The sequence below is a fragment of the Vibrio sp. RC2502 genome (genome assembly GCF_054850435.1).
Map to the genome: position 1 here is coordinate 1,633,520 of NZ_CM141453.1, position 16,416 is coordinate 1,649,935.

At 43.7% G+C, this 16,416-nt stretch carries 16 protein-coding genes; 11 read left to right on the forward strand and 5 right to left on the reverse strand.

The window, feature by feature from the left end:
* Positions 1-106: 106 nt before the first annotated feature.
* Positions 107-1,543, forward strand: coding sequence for a 16S rRNA (cytosine(1407)-C(5))-methyltransferase RsmF (gene rsmF / locus ACYJZR_RS07820; protein WP_069498388.1), 1,437 nt, complete (start codon positions 107-109; stop codon positions 1,541-1,543).
* Positions 1,544-1,825: 282 nt separating this feature from the next.
* On the opposite strand, the gene ACYJZR_RS07825 is transcribed toward rsmF, so the two are convergent.
* Positions 1,826-2,659 carry a CvfB family protein gene (locus ACYJZR_RS07825; RefSeq protein WP_005457108.1) on the reverse strand — a complete coding sequence of 278 codons (834 nt, stop codon included), beginning with the start codon at positions 2,657-2,659 and terminating at the stop codon, positions 1,826-1,828.
* 191 nt (positions 2,660-2,850) lie between these two features.
* Between ACYJZR_RS07825 and ACYJZR_RS07830 the strand changes: the two genes are divergently transcribed.
* Positions 2,851-4,203: a hypothetical protein gene (locus tag ACYJZR_RS07830; RefSeq protein WP_005457111.1), complete on the forward strand. Its 1,353-nt coding sequence runs from the start codon at positions 2,851-2,853 to the stop codon at positions 4,201-4,203.
* Between the two features lie 17 nt (positions 4,204-4,220).
* Here ACYJZR_RS07830 and ACYJZR_RS07835 read toward each other — a convergent pair whose 3' ends face one another.
* Positions 4,221-4,718, reverse strand: a complete 498-nt coding sequence (locus tag ACYJZR_RS07835; RefSeq protein WP_005457113.1) for a DUF4442 domain-containing protein — start codon at positions 4,716-4,718, stop codon at positions 4,221-4,223.
* Between the two features lie 382 nt (positions 4,719-5,100).
* Between ACYJZR_RS07835 and ACYJZR_RS07840 the strand changes: the two genes are divergently transcribed.
* Positions 5,101-6,153 (forward strand): 3-deoxy-7-phosphoheptulonate synthase, encoded by a 1,053-nt coding sequence (locus ACYJZR_RS07840; protein WP_005457114.1) that lies wholly within the window; start codon positions 5,101-5,103, stop codon positions 6,151-6,153.
* A gap of 34 nt (positions 6,154-6,187) precedes the next feature.
* Complete coding sequence (locus tag ACYJZR_RS07845; protein ID WP_005457116.1) at positions 6,188-6,670, forward strand: YajQ family cyclic di-GMP-binding protein; 483 nt, start codon at positions 6,188-6,190, stop codon at positions 6,668-6,670.
* Positions 6,671-6,797: 127 nt separating this feature from the next.
* Here ACYJZR_RS07845 and ACYJZR_RS07850 read toward each other — a convergent pair whose 3' ends face one another.
* On the reverse strand, positions 6,798-7,718 hold the full coding sequence (locus ACYJZR_RS07850) for a precorrin-2 dehydrogenase/sirohydrochlorin ferrochelatase family protein (protein ID WP_015296766.1): 921 nt from the start codon (positions 7,716-7,718) through the stop codon (positions 6,798-6,800).
* A 461-nt stretch (positions 7,719-8,179) separates the two neighbouring features.
* Between ACYJZR_RS07850 and ACYJZR_RS07855 the strand changes: the two genes are divergently transcribed.
* The 5 genes from ACYJZR_RS07855 (at position 8,180) to ACYJZR_RS07875 (ending at position 13,434) form a co-directional block, all read left to right on the forward strand.
* On the forward strand, positions 8,180-9,208 hold the full coding sequence (locus ACYJZR_RS07855; protein ID WP_005457119.1) for an amino acid ABC transporter substrate-binding protein: 1,029 nt from the start codon (positions 8,180-8,182) through the stop codon (positions 9,206-9,208).
* A 228-nt stretch (positions 9,209-9,436) separates the two neighbouring features.
* The gene (locus tag ACYJZR_RS07860) at positions 9,437-10,642 is read left to right on the forward strand and encodes an amino acid ABC transporter permease (RefSeq protein WP_015296767.1); all 1,206 of its coding nucleotides are present in this window, start codon (positions 9,437-9,439) and stop codon (positions 10,640-10,642) included.
* A gap of 1 nt (position 10,643) precedes the next feature.
* The gene (locus ACYJZR_RS07865) at positions 10,644-11,741 is read left to right on the forward strand and encodes an amino acid ABC transporter permease (RefSeq protein WP_029823495.1); all 1,098 of its coding nucleotides are present in this window, start codon (positions 10,644-10,646) and stop codon (positions 11,739-11,741) included.
* A gap of 23 nt (positions 11,742-11,764) precedes the next feature.
* Complete coding sequence (locus tag ACYJZR_RS07870) at positions 11,765-12,514, forward strand: amino acid ABC transporter ATP-binding protein (protein WP_406966439.1); 750 nt, start codon at positions 11,765-11,767, stop codon at positions 12,512-12,514.
* A 251-nt stretch (positions 12,515-12,765) separates the two neighbouring features.
* On the forward strand, positions 12,766-13,434 hold the full coding sequence (locus ACYJZR_RS07875) for a Bax inhibitor-1/YccA family protein (protein ID WP_005494926.1): 669 nt from the start codon (positions 12,766-12,768) through the stop codon (positions 13,432-13,434).
* A 76-nt stretch (positions 13,435-13,510) separates the two neighbouring features.
* On the opposite strand, the gene ACYJZR_RS07880 is transcribed toward ACYJZR_RS07875, so the two are convergent.
* Positions 13,511-13,885, reverse strand: a complete 375-nt coding sequence (locus tag ACYJZR_RS07880; protein ID WP_015296770.1) for a hypothetical protein — start codon at positions 13,883-13,885, stop codon at positions 13,511-13,513.
* A gap of 408 nt (positions 13,886-14,293) precedes the next feature.
* Between ACYJZR_RS07880 and ACYJZR_RS07885 the strand changes: the two genes are divergently transcribed.
* Positions 14,294-14,623 carry a TusE/DsrC/DsvC family sulfur relay protein gene (locus tag ACYJZR_RS07885; RefSeq protein ID WP_031816391.1) on the forward strand — a complete coding sequence of 110 codons (330 nt, stop codon included), beginning with the start codon at positions 14,294-14,296 and terminating at the stop codon, positions 14,621-14,623.
* Positions 14,624-14,625: 2 nt separating this feature from the next.
* Here ACYJZR_RS07885 and yccX read toward each other — a convergent pair whose 3' ends face one another.
* Positions 14,626-14,898 (reverse strand): acylphosphatase, encoded by a 273-nt coding sequence (gene yccX, locus ACYJZR_RS07890; protein ID WP_005486991.1) that lies wholly within the window; start codon positions 14,896-14,898, stop codon positions 14,626-14,628.
* Between the two features lie 91 nt (positions 14,899-14,989).
* Between yccX and ACYJZR_RS07895 the strand changes: the two genes are divergently transcribed.
* The gene (locus ACYJZR_RS07895) at positions 14,990-16,393 is read left to right on the forward strand and encodes a methyl-accepting chemotaxis protein (protein WP_025526782.1); all 1,404 of its coding nucleotides are present in this window, start codon (positions 14,990-14,992) and stop codon (positions 16,391-16,393) included.
* Positions 16,394-16,416 lie beyond the last annotated feature (23 nt).

The following is a 16,416-nucleotide window of genomic DNA, read 5'->3' on the forward strand; positions in this document are numbered from 1 at the left end:
GAGCAGCAATCGCTGCTCTTTTTTATGGTCGTTAACCTTGTCACTATTCGTTTCTGCGTCGCTTTCGTATATTATTTGCGGCAAATTCTGCAAACGAGATTCCACATTGCATCCTAATGTTTACATCCCAGACGCGTTTCTGGAAAAAATCCAAACTATCCTTCCTGCGAACCTCAACATGGAAGATTTCATCTCTGCATGTCAAAGGCCTCTTCGCAAAAGTATCCGCGTAAACACGCTCAAAATGAGTGTGGAAGACTTTGTTAAGCGCGCGGAAGACAAAGGATGGACATTGTCACCCGTCCCTTGGTGTGACACTGGTTTTTGGATTGAAGCCGACGAGTCGGTTGTACCATTAGGCAACACAGCAGAACACATGTCTGGCTTATTCTACATTCAAGAAGCCAGCTCGATGATGCCAGTATCTGCCCTATTCATGAATGACGAATCTTACGATGCGGTACTAGACACCGCTGCTGCACCAGGTTCAAAAACCACACAGATCGCCGCACTAATGAAAAATGAAGGTGTACTTGTCGCGAACGAGTACGCGGCAAGCCGCGTAAAAGTTCTGCATGCCAACATCGAACGCTGTGGTGTGCGCAATGCCGCTTTGAGCAACTTTGATGGCCGCGTTTTTGGTGGTTGGTTACCTGAACAATTTGATGCGGTATTGCTTGATGCCCCTTGTTCTGGCGAAGGCACAGTTCGTAAAGATGAAGATGCCATGAAGAACTGGACACAAGCGTCCGTTCTAGAAATCGCAGATACGCAAAAAGATCTCATTGAAAGCGCATTCCACGCACTTAAGCCAGGTGGCGTGTTAGTTTACTCAACGTGTACGTTAAGTACCGAGGAAAACCAGCAAGTTTGCCATCACTTAAAAGAAACCTTTGGTGACGCGGTTGAGTTTGAGAGTCTGGATGGATTATTTGAAAATGCAAACGCCGCATTAACAGAAGAAGGTTTCTTACACATCTTCCCTCAGGTTTATGACTGTGAAGGCTTCTTTGTTGCGCGTATTCGCAAACACCATTCTGTAGAGGCACCACAAGTGAAAAAGCGCATGGGCAAATTCCCGTTCGTAAAAGCGTCGAAGAAAGAATCAGAAGAGATTTCAAAGCAACTACACAACGCATTGGATATTGAGTTACCTTCCGAAAGTACGGTTTGGCTCCGAGATAAAGACGTTTGGCTATTCCCAGATGCGCTTGAACCTATGATTGGCGAATTACGTTTTTCTCGCATGGGCATTAAAATCGCTGAAGCACATAAAAATGGCTACCGTTGGCAACACCAAGTCGCTACCGCACTAGCGACGGGTGCTGAAAGCAACGCTATTGAGCTAACGATTGAAGAAGCACGTGAATGGTACATGGGCCGTGATGTTCGTCCTCAAATCATTCCAGAAGGATTAAAAATGGGTAAAGGCGAAGTGCTAGTTAAGTACCAAGGTGCGATTATCGGTTTAGGTAAGTGGGTCAGTAACCGCATTAAAAATGGTCTTCCTCGTGAGTTAGTACGAGATAAGAACTTATTTTAAAGAAATGACGAACCATAAATAAATGAAAAGCCATCGTATTTGCGATGGCTTTTTAGTTCGTAAGTATGAAAGCTCGTAGGGCTGCTAGCGATTCAAGCTCGCTGTACTAAACTGAAGATATCAAAGTAACGCTTTGATACGGCATTTCTCTCTACGTTAACCACCCAATAAATGGTTGACGAAAGTTTAGCGCAGGCTCTGTAGAGCCGTTTCCCCTAGGCCCAAAAAATGGAAGAGTTTGGGCCGTTTTTTTGGCTGCTTTCTAGCGTTTAAGCAGATAAGTTAAGCGAGACGGATACCGTCTTTCTCAATAACAATCTTACCTTGCTTATACAAACCGCCGATGGTCTTTTTGTACGTGCCTTTACTTGTACGGAAAGCATCAAAAATCGCTTCTGGCGAAGACTTATCGTTCAGAGGAAGGAAACCGCCCTTCTTCTCCAAGAGATCAATAATCTTACTTGAAAGATCATCCATCTTCGCCACGCCGACTTTTTGTAGAGATAAGTCAATTTTGCCATCTTCACGGACTTGCTTGATGTAACCTTTCAGTTTTTTACCGATAAACAGCTTACCAAATACATCAGAAGGGAAAATCATGCCCCAGTGTTTGCCGTTTACAATCGCTTTGTAACCAAGTTGGCTGCGTTCTGCGATAATCAGATCAACTTCTTCGTTTACTTCGTAGTTTGCTGGCGTTTTATCAAGCCACTTGTTGAACTTCGTCGTACCAACAATACGTCCCGACGCTTTATCGGTGTAAACATAAACCAGAATGTTTTGACCCGCAGTAAAGCGAGCTCGTTGCTCACTAAATGGGATAAGAAGGTCTTTCTCTTTAATGCCCCAGTTTACGAATGCACCCGTTTGATTGATGCCTTCGATTTTCATCAAGCCCCACTCGCCTACTTGAGCGATTGGCTTGTCAATGGTCGCAGCAAGTTGGCTTTCTGAGTCAAAGTACAAAAATACTTCGATGTGATCGCCAAGTTCAGTGCCTTCAGGTACATGTTTGTTAGGCAGCAGAACAGAGCCGTAATCGTCACCATCCAGAAATACGCCAAAATCAGCCTTTTTAATGACTTCTAAGCTGTTAATTTGACCAATTTTAATCATTGATATTGTCTCTCTTAAAATTTACACGGAATTATACCTAAACTAACAAGAAAATCAGAGAGAAAAGCAAACCTCTCTGTTATGCTGTCTGCTCGGCTATTTGCCCCAGTCACTCTCTTAGCAATCTCGACCTTACACGCTCAACTACATTACGTAAGGCAAGAGTGCTTTAGCAAAGTCAGGAGCTTTCTTTGGTCACCGTCGATAAACAAGACTCAGTAACATTAAAAATTAGCCACGCGCTCGCAGAAAGCAAAAGTGTCGACCTAGATATTTACTTCTTTGTGCCTGGTGAGCTTGGTTTAAACGCCGATATCATCAGTGAATCCGAATTTTATTACACTTCTATCACTCAGCAACGTGCTTATTACAGTACAGAAATTCTATTGCCGCTTGTTCACAGCCGATTAGCGAAGCGCGGACGTCTTTCTAATCAGCAATACCGCGTAAGTTTGAGTTTATTCGCCTACCAGTACGTTATCGCACTAGACAAAGCAGTGGCGAGTTTGAATAAGCACGAGAGCAACTCCGTTACAGAAGATGAAGTGGACGAAGTCATTGAGTTGACGCTTGAGATCTTAAAACGCTTGAGACGCTCTATCCCTTATGAAGAAAACTTAAAGCGTTACTACGTTAATATTGATAACTATTTGTCGTGGTATACCGAGCAGAAGTTTTTGTCTCTCGTCGCTCATCTTCCTCGAGAAGGCGATTACAGCACCATTAAACAGCGTTTGATTACTCTGTGTGAGAAAGAACAAGCGCATCGCAAGCTAAACAAATACAACTCTCCACGCGTGGTTGAAGACGTGACGCGTCTTTCAAACAAAATGCGTTTGTTAAGACGTCTGATTGAACACCCTATTGTTTTGCGTGAGCAAACTATCTCCATGGGTAACAACATCAAGCGAGCGATTAAAGGGATTGCGACGGGCTTGGTTATGGTCGTAGTGACATCGACCGTTATTCTAGCCCGAGACTACCTTGGCGAGATTTCTGCATCTTTCATTATAGCGATGTCTTTTATCTATGCTTTACGCGAGATTTTTAAAGATGATCTTCGTGATGCGATGTGGCGTTGGATTCGTAAAGGCAAACCTAAGTGGCGTAAAAAGTACATCGACCCGACGACGAAGAAAGTCGTCGGTAAAAAATTAGAATGGCTTGATTATAAAACGCTATCGAGCTTGCCAGACAAGATTCAACAGATTCGTAAAAAACGCGTCGTTCAAAGAGAAGAACAAATTCTTCACTACCATGAAAAAACAGAAATGGCGACGTCGCTCTTTTTAAGTGGTTACGAACAGACTCGAGAAACGTTGAACATCAGTTTGCGCCCGATCATCCGCCTAATGGATAAGAGCTCAAACCGCGTTTATCGTCTAAATGAAGGGCAAGTGACCAAAGAGTCTGTAGAGAAACGTCATTTACTCAATGTGATCGTCAAAGAAGACAACCACACTGATGCGCCCGTTTACTACCGTTGGAAAGTCGTGCTAAACCGCTCGAAAATAGTCTCTATCGAGAAAATCGAGCTCAATTAAAAAACGGATTCAAACTATTAAGCAGCCTTCTTTGTATGTTGAGCTGCTTTTTTTATGGATAGAGTAAGCGCAAACTCTGCCATCGGCTCCTGCCCATGTAGGCTCGGACACAGTGCAATGATCTTCACATCACGATTAACACGTTCACCAGTGGCAATGGTATGGTCTAGCATCTCATCAATGACATGGCCGTCATTACAAACGAAATGAACATCCGCTTCTGGACGTTTTAAAAACTCCGCTTTCACTCCTTTAAATGCTAAAGAAATCGCCTCGCCTTTTTCCTGAGCTTTGCTCATCGCAAGAAAACCACCAGCCACATCAGCACCAACGGCTAATGCACCAAAATACATACTGTTTAGGTGATTCTTTGTTCGTCGTCGAAGTGGAATGCGCACTTCAACGTGCTTACTATCAATGGCGATAATTTTTGGGTGACACAGCCAAATCAGAGGCACTTTCGAAAAGCCAAAGAGATTGAGATACAAATTTGCGCGACGTACTGCTGATAACATGTTGGTCTCCTTACCAAACTACTCTGACCAGTTAATCAACGAACGAAATGGATGTCAAAGAAATGTTAACAAAAGCTAGATCTAGACAGTTATTGGGCACACTTTCAGTGACAGTGTCACCTAGCTCGAATAGAGAAGCATGAGATTCGTCGCACTAAACTCGCTTGACCGAAGGTGAGATAGAAGAAAAGGTTATAAATTCAAATGTATATATATTGATTTAATGATCAAGTTTTGTCATTTATACATAAGTCATTTAAATGAATACCAACACCTTTGTATACAATTCGGTATTTCCTGGGGAAGATTCCGGTGAAACGGTTTATTCCTGCCTGTAATTCCGTTATCTTTACCCCTTCGCAATAGAGAATAAAGCTATAACATGCCTATAAAAACAGATGAATTGAGAACCCAACCTTTGGGTCCAATGCCTACCCCAGCGGAGCTAGGTAGTGTACATCCGATCACGGATGACGTTGCAGATCGCATCGCTCAATCTCGTCGTCAGATTGAAAACATTTTAACAGGTGAAGACGATCGCCTTCTTGCTATCGTTGGTCCATGTTCTGTTCACGATACTGAAGCCGCAATTGATTACGCGAAACGCCTGAGTGAAATCCAAGATAAGTACAAAGACGAGCTATTTATCGTTATGCGTACTTACTTTGAAAAGCCTCGTACAGTAGTTGGTTGGAAAGGTCTTATCACCGACCCTAACCTAGACGGTTCTTACGCGCTTGAAGCTGGCCTTCACAAAGCTCGTAAACTGCTACTGGATATCAACAAGCTTGGTCTTGCGACTGCTACTGAGTTTCTTGATATGATCACTGGCCAATACATTGCGGATTTGATCACTTGGGGCGCAATTGGCGCACGTACGACAGAATCTCAAATTCACCGTGAAATGGCATCAGCGCTATCTTGCCCTGTTGGCTTTAAAAATGGCACAAACGGTAATGTGAAAATCGCGATTGATGCGATTCGTGCTTCTCAAGCTTCACACTACTTCTACTCGCCAGATAAGAATGGTCGTATGACGGTGTACCGCACAAGTGGCAACCCATTCGGTCATATTATTTTGCGTGGCGGCGAAAAAGGTCCAAACTTTGACGAAGCGTCTGTGAAGCAAGCGTGTGATTCACTTGCTGAGTTTGGTTTACCTGAGCGTCTTATTGTAGACTTCAGCCATGCAAACTGTCAGAAGCAGCACCGAAAACAGCTTGATGTTGCAAGCGATATTTGTACTCAAATTAAGTCAGGCAGCACTCGCATTGCGGGTATCATGGCGGAAAGCTTCATTATGGAAGGCAACCAGCCAATGACTGACATTAACAACCTAACTTACGGTCAATCTATTACTGACCCTTGTTTAGGTTGGGACGATACAGTAACTATGCTAGATATGCTGGCAGAAGCTGTAAAATCCACTAAGTAATTCATCCATATAACAAGATAATCAAGGAATCTTCATGCCATCGTTTGATATTGTTTCAGAAATCGATACCGTTGAACTACGTAACGCCGTTGATAACGCTAACCGTGAACTGTCTACTCGTTTCGATTTCCGCAACGTGAATGCGAGCTTTGAGCTAGTAGAAGAAAACGTAAAAGTGTCTGCGGAAGGTGACTTCCAGCTTAAGCAAATGCGTGACATCCTACGTGGCCACTTGGCAAAACGTAACGTTGATGCAAATGCAATGGACGCTCAAAACCCAGAAGTAACGGGTAAAAACTGGCATCAAAACATCCTGTTCCGCCAAGGTATCGATACACCGACAGCGAAAAAACTGGTTAAGCTAATCAAAGATGCGAAGCTAAAAGTACAAGCGTCTATCCAGGGCGACAAAGTACGTGTAACTGGTAAGAAACGTGATGACCTGCAAGCAACTATCGCTGCAATCCGTGAAGCGGAGCTAGGCCAACCGTTCCAGTTTAACAACTTCCGTGATTAATATGTTTTGCTAATTGGTATTCGATACCAGTTAGAAGAAGCAAAATAAAAGCGCCGACGTATTTTTCGTCGGCGCTTTTTTATTGTCAGTATTTGGGAGAGAGTTGTTTTTGCTAAAGCTTCACAAACTAAATCACAAGATCTTGCCCTTGCAGCAACATGAATTCGCTTGTGCCTTGAGGAATGAACACGCACACGCGTAAGTTGTCTTTTTTCGCTTTGGCTAACTTATCAGACAGTTCTGCCGCATTTGAAAAGGCCTCACGTTCGGCATCTCTTCTTACCAGCTCCATTGCGTCTGATTCACACTTAGTCGAATACAGCGCGAGTTCAGCTTGCTGCATGTAGCGAACAGCTTTGATTGGCAGCATTTCGACGTCTTTTCCGAGATGAATCCAAGTACAGCTGCCCTTCTCATCCAATGGGTTTGCCATCGTTGCCTGATAGATGGTTTCAAGCTCGCGGTTATTACGCGCGTTTTCAACATCAGGGTTAGAGAAAAATTGCTCCCAGAACTTACGGCGTAAATCGACACTTGGTAACGCTTCTTTGATCGAATTACGTTTCGAGTTGGCAAACTCAGCCATCAAGCCCATGTTCTGAGGAAGAATCGCTTCAAGCTTTTCACGAATATTGCGAATCAGTACCGGAGACGCTCCGCCACTTGAAATTGCAATCTGGATTCTGCCACGGTTGATCATTGAAGGTGTGATGAAGTCACAGTACGGTTTGTCGTCTACGACGTTGACCAAAATGCCAAGCTCTTTGGCATTTTTATACACCTGGTGATTCAACTCTGGGTTATCAGTGGTGGCCCACACTTGCACAAAACGTTTTGTGACAAGGTCACTTGAATAAAAGCGCTGTACCCAATGGATTTGGTGCTCATCGGCAAGCCTTGATAAGAACTCAACCAAAGTTGGAGAAACAATGGTGACATTCGCCCCAGCCTTGAGTAGCGCTTCCACTTTACGGCTCGCCACTTCTCCACCACCAACAACAAGTACTGGTTTATTCACTAAATCTAAGAACAGAGGAAAATATCGCATTTCAATCCATGATTACTCTTATTTGCTATTGCTACTCATGCTACCAAAAATGGGGCAAACACATCACCCTGTTTCGACATCACAAATAATTTTTGTTCAAATTTTTGCGTAACTCAGTCGAGCTAGGCTAATGATAGATTTAATAACAACTTTTTATTCTCTCATTTTATTCACTCTTCTATTGATTGTTCTGATGCACCAAATTGACCGAGTTTTGCACTATTTACAAACAATTAACATTTCGTCATTCTAATTCTCAAGGAGCTTTGGAAGTTCTCTCAAAACTCTATTTAAATTATATATTTGAGAATTAACAGATCCTTTCCTACGCTTATAACTGGTTGATTTATCGATTGCCGTTTCTTCGAAAATCAACCACGTAGGACAATAAATACTAATAAATTGGACAAGTTATTTCAGGTCACTCCTGATTAAACATGGATCATACAGGAAGGATACAAATGGCAAACAAACTAACAATTCTTGCTTCCGTCGTAGCGGCTTCTACTGCCATGATGGCGACATCAGCACAAGCAGCAGACACGACTCTGGACAAAGTCACAAAACAAGGTTTCCTTACTTGTGGCGTAAGTACCGGTCTACCTGGTTTCTCAAACCCTAACTCAAAAGGCGAATGGGAAGGTATCGACGTAGAATATTGCCAAGCACTGGCTGCAGCCGTTCTTGGGGATAAAACGAAAGTTAAATATGTACCCCTAACCGCGAAAGAACGTTTCACTGCACTTCAGTCGGGTGAAATCGATGTGCTTTCTCGTAACACTACCTGGACACTACACCGAGATACTGCGCTTGGTCTAAACTTTGTAGGCGTTAACTACTATGACGGTCAAGGTTTCATGGTCAAGAAAGATCTTGGCATTTCTAGCGCTAAAGAGCTTGATGGTGCGTCAGTTTGCGTACAGTCAGGTACAACAACCGAACTCAACTTAGCGGATTACTTCCGAAACAGTGGCATGTCGTACAAACCTGTGGTGTTTGATACGGCGGCGCAAACCTCAAAAGGTTTCGATGCCGGACGCTGTGACGTGCTAACTACTGACCAATCTGGTCTGTACGCACTTCGTTTGAATCTGAAAGATCCTTCTTCTGCGGCGGTTCTACCTGAAATCATTTCTAAAGAGCCACTTGGCCCTGTGGTTCGTCAAGGCGACGATCAGTGGTTCAACATCGCTAAGTGGACGTTAGCAGCAATGGTGAATGCGGAAGAATACGGCATTACCTCTAAGAATGCGGATGAGATGTTGAAATCTCAAGATCCAAACATCAAACGTATTTTGGGTGTTGATGGTCCGAAAGGTAAAGGCCTAGGTATTCGTGATGATTGGGGTTACCAAGTCGTCAAACAAGTGGGTAACTACGGCGAAAGCTTTGAGCGCACAGTCGGTAAAGGTTCGCCTTTAGAGATCGCTCGTGGTGTTAACGCACTTTGGAATGCCGGCGGCTTCATGTACGCGCCACCAATCCGTTAGAAACGAGTTAATCAGGGCGGTTCATGCCGCCCTTTTTCTTGAATATATCAATCTGGATGAGTAAGGATCGCTCATTGGCTGGAATAAGCCTTGGTCAGTATGATATGGGTTTGGGCGAGTAACTCGCGCTACAAATCTATTGCAAGCTAACACTAGGTTAAGCCTTTAGGGACAACCACTTATTTATACAGAGTGATATCTATAACTAAGGTTTGAGGTTATCGCTGTATGAAACCGACTAAAGATACATCGCCAAGTACGATGTCCAAACCGAGCGGAAGCAAGAGCTTGATTTATAATCCTGCCTTTCGTTCTGCTATTTTCCAGATCATTGCTATAGCTGCACTGGTATTTTTCTTTTATACCATCATCAACAATGCGTTAAATAACCTCGATGCTCGGGGCATCGCGACAGGCTTTGGTTTCCTGAACCAAGAAGCTGGTTTTGGTATCGGGTTAACTCTCATTGAGTATAACGAAACGTATTCTTACGGCAGAACGTTTATCGTGGGTCTTTTGAATACAGCATTAGTCTCTGTGCTGGGTATTATTCTCGCCACCGCGATTGGTTTTACGATGGGTGTAGCGCGTCTCTCAACAAACTGGTTGGTTAGCCGTTTAGCTGCGGTTTACATTGAGACGTTTCGAAATATCCCCCTTCTTCTGCAAATCTTTTTCTGGTATTTCGCAGTACTGCAAGCATTACCATCGGCAAGACAAAGTTTGAGCCTTGGCGAAGCTATCTTCTTAAACGTGCGTGGGCTTTATTTTCCTGCGCCTGTGTTTAATGAAGGCAGTGGTGTTGTAATTGCTGCGTTTGTTATCGGGCTTATCGCTACGATCTCTATCTCTATTTGGGCTAGAAACAAACAACGCCTAACAGGCCAACAAACCCCGATGGGACGAATTGGTTTAGGGCTTCTTGTTGGCTTGCCTCTGCTGGTTTACTTCGTTTCCGGTATGCCAATCTCTTTGGAATACCCACAGCTGAAAGGTTTCAACTTCAAAGGTGGGATCAGCATTATTCCTGAGCTAGCAGCTTTGCTATTGGCGTTAAGTGTTTACACCGCCGCCTTTATTGCGGAAATCGTACGCTCCGGTATCAACGCGGTGAGTCATGGTCAAACAGAGGCCGCGATGTCACTTGGTTTGCCTCGTGCTAAAACGCTCAAGCTGGTTGTTATCCCTCAAGCTTTGAGAATCATCATTCCTCCACTCACAAGCCAATACTTGAACTTAACGAAGAACTCTTCGTTGGCAATGGCAATTGGTTATCCGGATCTGGTTTCTGTGTTTGCTGGTACAACCTTGAATCAGACAGGACAAGCCATTGAGATCATCGCGATGACAATGGGCGTTTATCTAACGTTGAGCTTGCTCACGTCTGCGTTGATGAACTTGTACAACCGCAAAGTTGCGCTGGTGGAGAGATAATATGAGTACACATCAATTTCAGCCCGATCTCCCGCCACCATCAAATACCGTCGGCGTGGTTGGGTGGTTACGCAAGAATTTGTTTAATGGCCCAGTCAACTCCATTGTCACGCTTATTCTTGCTTATATCGTTTTTAATGCGCTTTGGCACATTGTCGATTGGGCATTCATTAATGCTGACTGGATAGGCTCAACGCGTGATGACTGTAGCCGAGAAGGTGCATGCTGGGTGTTCATCAGTGTTCGCTGGGAGCAGTTCATGTACGGCTTCTATCCAGAATCAGAACTTTGGCGCCCTCGCCTGTTTTACATCACGCTCGCGATTTTCACTGTGCTTCTTGCCTATGAAAAAACACCAAAACGCTTATGGATTTGGCTGTTCTTTGTCAACATCTATCCGTTTATCGTTGCTGCGCTTCTCTACGGTGGTGTGTTTGGCTTGGAAGTGGTTGAAACGCACAAATGGGGCGGCTTGCTGGTCACACTGATCATCGCGCTTGTTGGTATTGTGGTTTCATTACCGATCGGTGTCGCACTGGCTCTAGGTCGACGCTCTGATATGCCCATCATACGCAGCATCTGTACGATTTACATTGAAGTATGGCGTGGCGTTCCACTGATTACCGTACTATTCATGGCGTCCGTTATGTTACCGCTGTTCTTAGCTGAAGGTTCCGAAACGGACAAACTTATTCGTGCCTTAATTGGTGTGGTCATGTTCAGCGCGGCTTACATGGCAGAAGTGGTACGTGGTGGTTTGCAAGCCATTCCAAAAGGACAATATGAAGCTGCCGATGCGTTAGGTTTGAGTTACTGGAAGAAAACAGGCCTGATCATTTTGCCACAGGCACTTAAGATCACCATTCCTTCCATCGTAAACACATTCATTGGCCTATTTAAAGACACCAGTCTGGTACTGATCATCGGTATGTTCGATGTGCTCGGTATTGGACAAGCAGCAAACACCGACCCCGAATGGCTCGGCTTTGCTACCGAAAGTTATGTATTTGTCGCGTTAGTGTTCTGGGTATTTTGTTTTGGTATGTCACGTTACTCAATATGGCTCGAAAACAAACTTCATACCGGTCACAAACGATAACTCATCAAGATCAAGGACGTATTATGACGCAACAACAAGACTATATGATCCAGTTGAAGGACATGAACAAATGGTATGGTGAGTTTCACGTACTAAAAAACATCAACTTAAATGTAAAGAAAGGCGAAAAAATCGTTATCTGTGGCCCTTCAGGTTCAGGGAAATCGACCATGATTCGCTGTATCAATCGCCTTGAAGAACATCAAGCAGGCAGCATTTTTGTTTCTGGGACAGAGCTTACGGAAGACTTGAAAAACATCGAAGCCGTGCGACGTGAAGTTGGAATGTGCTTCCAACACTTTAACCTCTTTCCACACTTAACGGTCTTGGAAAACTGTACACTTGCGCCTATTTGGGTGAAAAAGATGCCGAAAGAGGAAGCGGAAGCGGTTGCGATGAAATATCTCAAACGCGTTAAAATCCCAGACCAAGCCGATAAATACCCAGGTCAGTTATCTGGAGGTCAGCAACAGCGTGTAGCGATTGCCCGTTCATTGTGTATGAGTCCTAAAGTCATGCTGTTTGATGAGCCAACCTCCGCGCTCGACCCTGAAATGGTGCGTGAAGTGTTGGACGTTATGGTCGAATTAGCGGAAGAAGGCATGACCATGCTGTGTGTAACTCATGAAATGGGCTTTGCTAAAGAAGTCGCCGATCGCGTGATATTTATGGACGCAGGAGAAATCATAGAAGAGAACAACCCGGTCGACTTCTTTGAGAATCCTCAATCGGATCGCACGAAAAACTTCTTAGCGCAAATCCTGCATCATTAATCATCAACGCAGATAACGCTTTAAAAGCACTGATTTCGAATGAAGTCAGTGCTTTTTGTCATTTACATCACCAATCGTTGTGAGCACCAACGCAAAAATTCTTGGTGGTAATATTGTGTTACAAGTTGCCACATACATAACATCTTATTTCCATTATCATTTTATCTAGGATATGCATGGAAAGGGCTTGATTTTTTGAACTTTCAGCCCCATAAATGTACCAATAGTAAACTCCCTTATTGAGGATAATTATGAACAGTCCAATGTTTACTCGTTCAACAAGTGTTCCTAATACACTAGAAACGAACAAAGTACTGAAAAACACTTACTTCCTACTGTCGATGACACTGATGACCAGTGCTATCGCAGCAGTCGCGACTATGGCAATGCAAATTTCACCAATCATGGCGATTGTGATGCAGCTTGCCGCGATTGGTATTTTGTTCTTTGTTATGCCAAAGGCAATCAACTCATCATCTGGTATCGTTTGGACATTCGTTTTCACGACTCTAATGGGCGGTGCTTTAGGTCCAATGCTTAACTACTACGCATCAATTCCAAACGGTCCTACTATCATTGCTCAAGCTCTAGGTTTGACTGGTATGGTGTTCCTTGGCCTATCGGCTTACACCATTTCAAGCAAGAAAGATTTCTCTTTCATGCGCAACTTCCTGATGGCAGGTTTGATCATTGTGATCGTTGCAGCGCTGATTAACATCTTCGTTGGTTCAACAATGGCTCACCTAGTAATCAGCAGTGTTTCTGCACTCGTGTTCTCTGGTTTCATCCTATTCGATACAAGTCGTATCGTTCGTGGCGAAGAAACAAACTACATCAGTGCAACAATTTCGATGTACCTAAACATCCTTAACTTGTTCACTAGCCTACTAAGCATTCTAGGCATCATGAACGACGATTAATCGTTTCTCGTTAAGTAAAATCAAAAAGCCCGAAGGTAATTCCTTCGGGCTTTTTCTTTGTGTGCAATTCAGTGTATTACACCTGCTCTACAGACAACTCGATAACTTCGTCTGCTTCTGGATTTTCTCTAAAGCGTCTCACTTTGATCGTTTCCTCTCCTAACATGATTTGCTTGGCGATTCGGTGCATACCATCAAAGACTCGGTAGTCACTAGTTAAGATCACGGGATACGATACATCGGCATTGTTAATGCGTTGGCAATGTTTCGCGATTTCACGACAGGTTGGCTGCGGCCCTTCATCACTAAACCAGGTCACCTCATTCGGACCTTTAATGTCATCAATGGAAATTTCTTCTACGGGTAAGGATTCTGCAAGCTTCCAAATACGCTCAATAGACCAAGTGGATTTTACGTTGTCATTAATCTCAATGTAACGTTGTGTCGACATGACTGACTCCTTGTCATGAGTTTTGTTTCTAACCTGAGCACAGGTCGGTTATCAAACCCAGAGAATATCGACCCAAAGGAATAAACACAACGTCGTAACCGACTCATCCTTAAACAAAATTTCATTAATTAGACAGCTGACTATCAAAAAACGACAATGGAAATGAATAAACCCGAATACAAATGCAAATGTCTTGGTATTACCCCGGTAAATTTTTTAACAAGCTGAATAATTTATTATTTTTCTGCATAGTAGTGAGTTTTAGACACATCATCAGCATCCATTAAAGCTCTGCTACTTTGTATGCTTTTGCTTCGCTCAGTACGACTTCAGGATTCTTTTGTTGAGAACTTCCTAACGTGTGCGCTAATCTATAAACATCCATGTTCACTTAACGGATAAGACGTTATGTTCGTTTACAACGGCAAAGAAATTGAAACTGATGCTCAAGGCTATCTACTGGATCATACTCAGTGGGAAGAAGGCATGATTGAGCTTTTAGCAAAAGAAGAAGACATCGAACTTACTGAAGCTCATTTAGAAGTTGTGCATTTTGTGCGCGAGTTTTATGAAGAGTTTAATACCTCTCCAGCAGTGCGAATGCTTGTCAAGGCAATGGAAAAGGCACACGGCCCAGAAAAAGGCAACAGCAAATATTTGTTCAAGCTGTTCAAAAAAGGCCCAGCAAAACAAGCCACAAAGCTAGCAGGTTTACCTAAACCAGCTAAGTGCCTGTAATATTATAGAATTTTAAATCCGCGGAATGGTTTGTACGATACGCTCTCTCGCGTAACGCTTTCTACTGTTGCCGTCCGCGGACCTTCTTGTAACCATTCACAAAACTGGTCAATTTTCTCTTTAGGCCCACAAGCCATCACTTCTACATCGCCATTGTTCAAGTTCTTCGCGTAGCCCGTTAAACCAAGCTTTAAACCTTGGTGAGAAGTATGGTAACGAAAGCCAACCCCTTGAACGTGACCTTTAACTATAAATCTCTCACACTTTACGTTCATCTTTGTACCGCATCTGATTATTGAGTGATATATTCGTTTTGTCTTATTCACCCCACTAAGGATAGTGGGTTTTCGTATGGTTATAATAATTATGAAAGAAATTCCTTTCCGCTGGATTGATAAGTATCTCATTCACTTAAAGATTCAAGAAAAGTTCTACTTGCTCTTCATTCTTCCTCTTCTTGCTCTAGTCATTCTTACTCTCGTCCTCAATAGCGCGGCTAATGCTCTGATCTCAGGTATGTATCAGGAAGAGTTGATGCTCATGAAAGGGCTAATAGAGGCTGGCAATCTTTCTCAAGCTCAAGTAGCAAATCTTATTGCGGGTTCAGAGACGGTCTCTATTGGTACAGGACCACAATCTGTATCGGTATTGAATGGCGCATTCAGTTTGGTTGCAAATCATGAGCTTTCTCTGTGGACTGCCCTATCAATGACCCAAGTGAGTATCATCTGCGTGAGCTTGTTTGTTCTCGCGCTGGGTGTTTACTACATCATGACGTTCATCGGTGGCGCAATGTTCACCATGAACAAGGCGCTAAACACGCTTGCTGATGGCGACCTAACCGCGCGGATGAATTTCTTCCCTGTTCGTGATGAGTTCAGTGAAATCGCCATCACGATTGATAAAGTCGCGGAGCGTGAACAAAAAATGGTTCAATCTATCCAAGAGTCTGTCGCTCTTATGCAGCAAATCAGCTCGGACTTGAATCAATCGATTCACCACAGTTCTGAAATTTCTGCGACGCAACAAGAACACCTCAACTCTCTTGCAAGTGCAACGGAGCAGATGGCTTCAACGATTCGTGAAGTTGCGACACTGGCTCACGACTCAAGCACACAGACGGATGATGCACGTAGTGTGGCTCAATCAGGCCAAGTGAAAGTCGAAAATACGCTTCACTCGATTTCAAATCTGTCGAATGAGATTCAATCTGCTTCTCAAGCGGTTGAAGAGCTAGATGCAAACGCAGCGCAAATTGATGAAGTCGTGACAACAATCAACGGTATCTCAGAACAAACCAACCTACTGGCATTGAATGCCGCTATTGAGGCCGCGCGTGCTGGCGAGCAAGGTCGCGGTTTTGCCGTGGTTGCGGATGAGGTTCGTGCTCTTGCGGGGCGTACTCAGCAAGCAACCGTTGAGATTCAAGCGATGATTGAATCATTACAACGTAACAGTCAATCCCTTACCAAACTTATGGAAGTTACGGTAAACAATGCCAACGAAGGTCAAAACCTGATGGCAGAAGTAAACCAAGAGATTGGCTCGCTTGCCGATAAAAACCAAACCATCTCAGACAGCAGTATTCAAATTGCGACTGCGGCTGAGGAACAAGGTGTCGTTGCAGATAACATCGCCGCAAGCGTCGAAGAAATCAGAGTTCAAGCAGATAATGTGTGCAATATGATCAGTACGACCTCGCAAAACGTCGAACAGTTGCGTAAGCAAAGCGATACGATGGAATCTCTCCTCACTGGTTTGAGAGCATAACCAAATATCAGTTAATCAGGGTC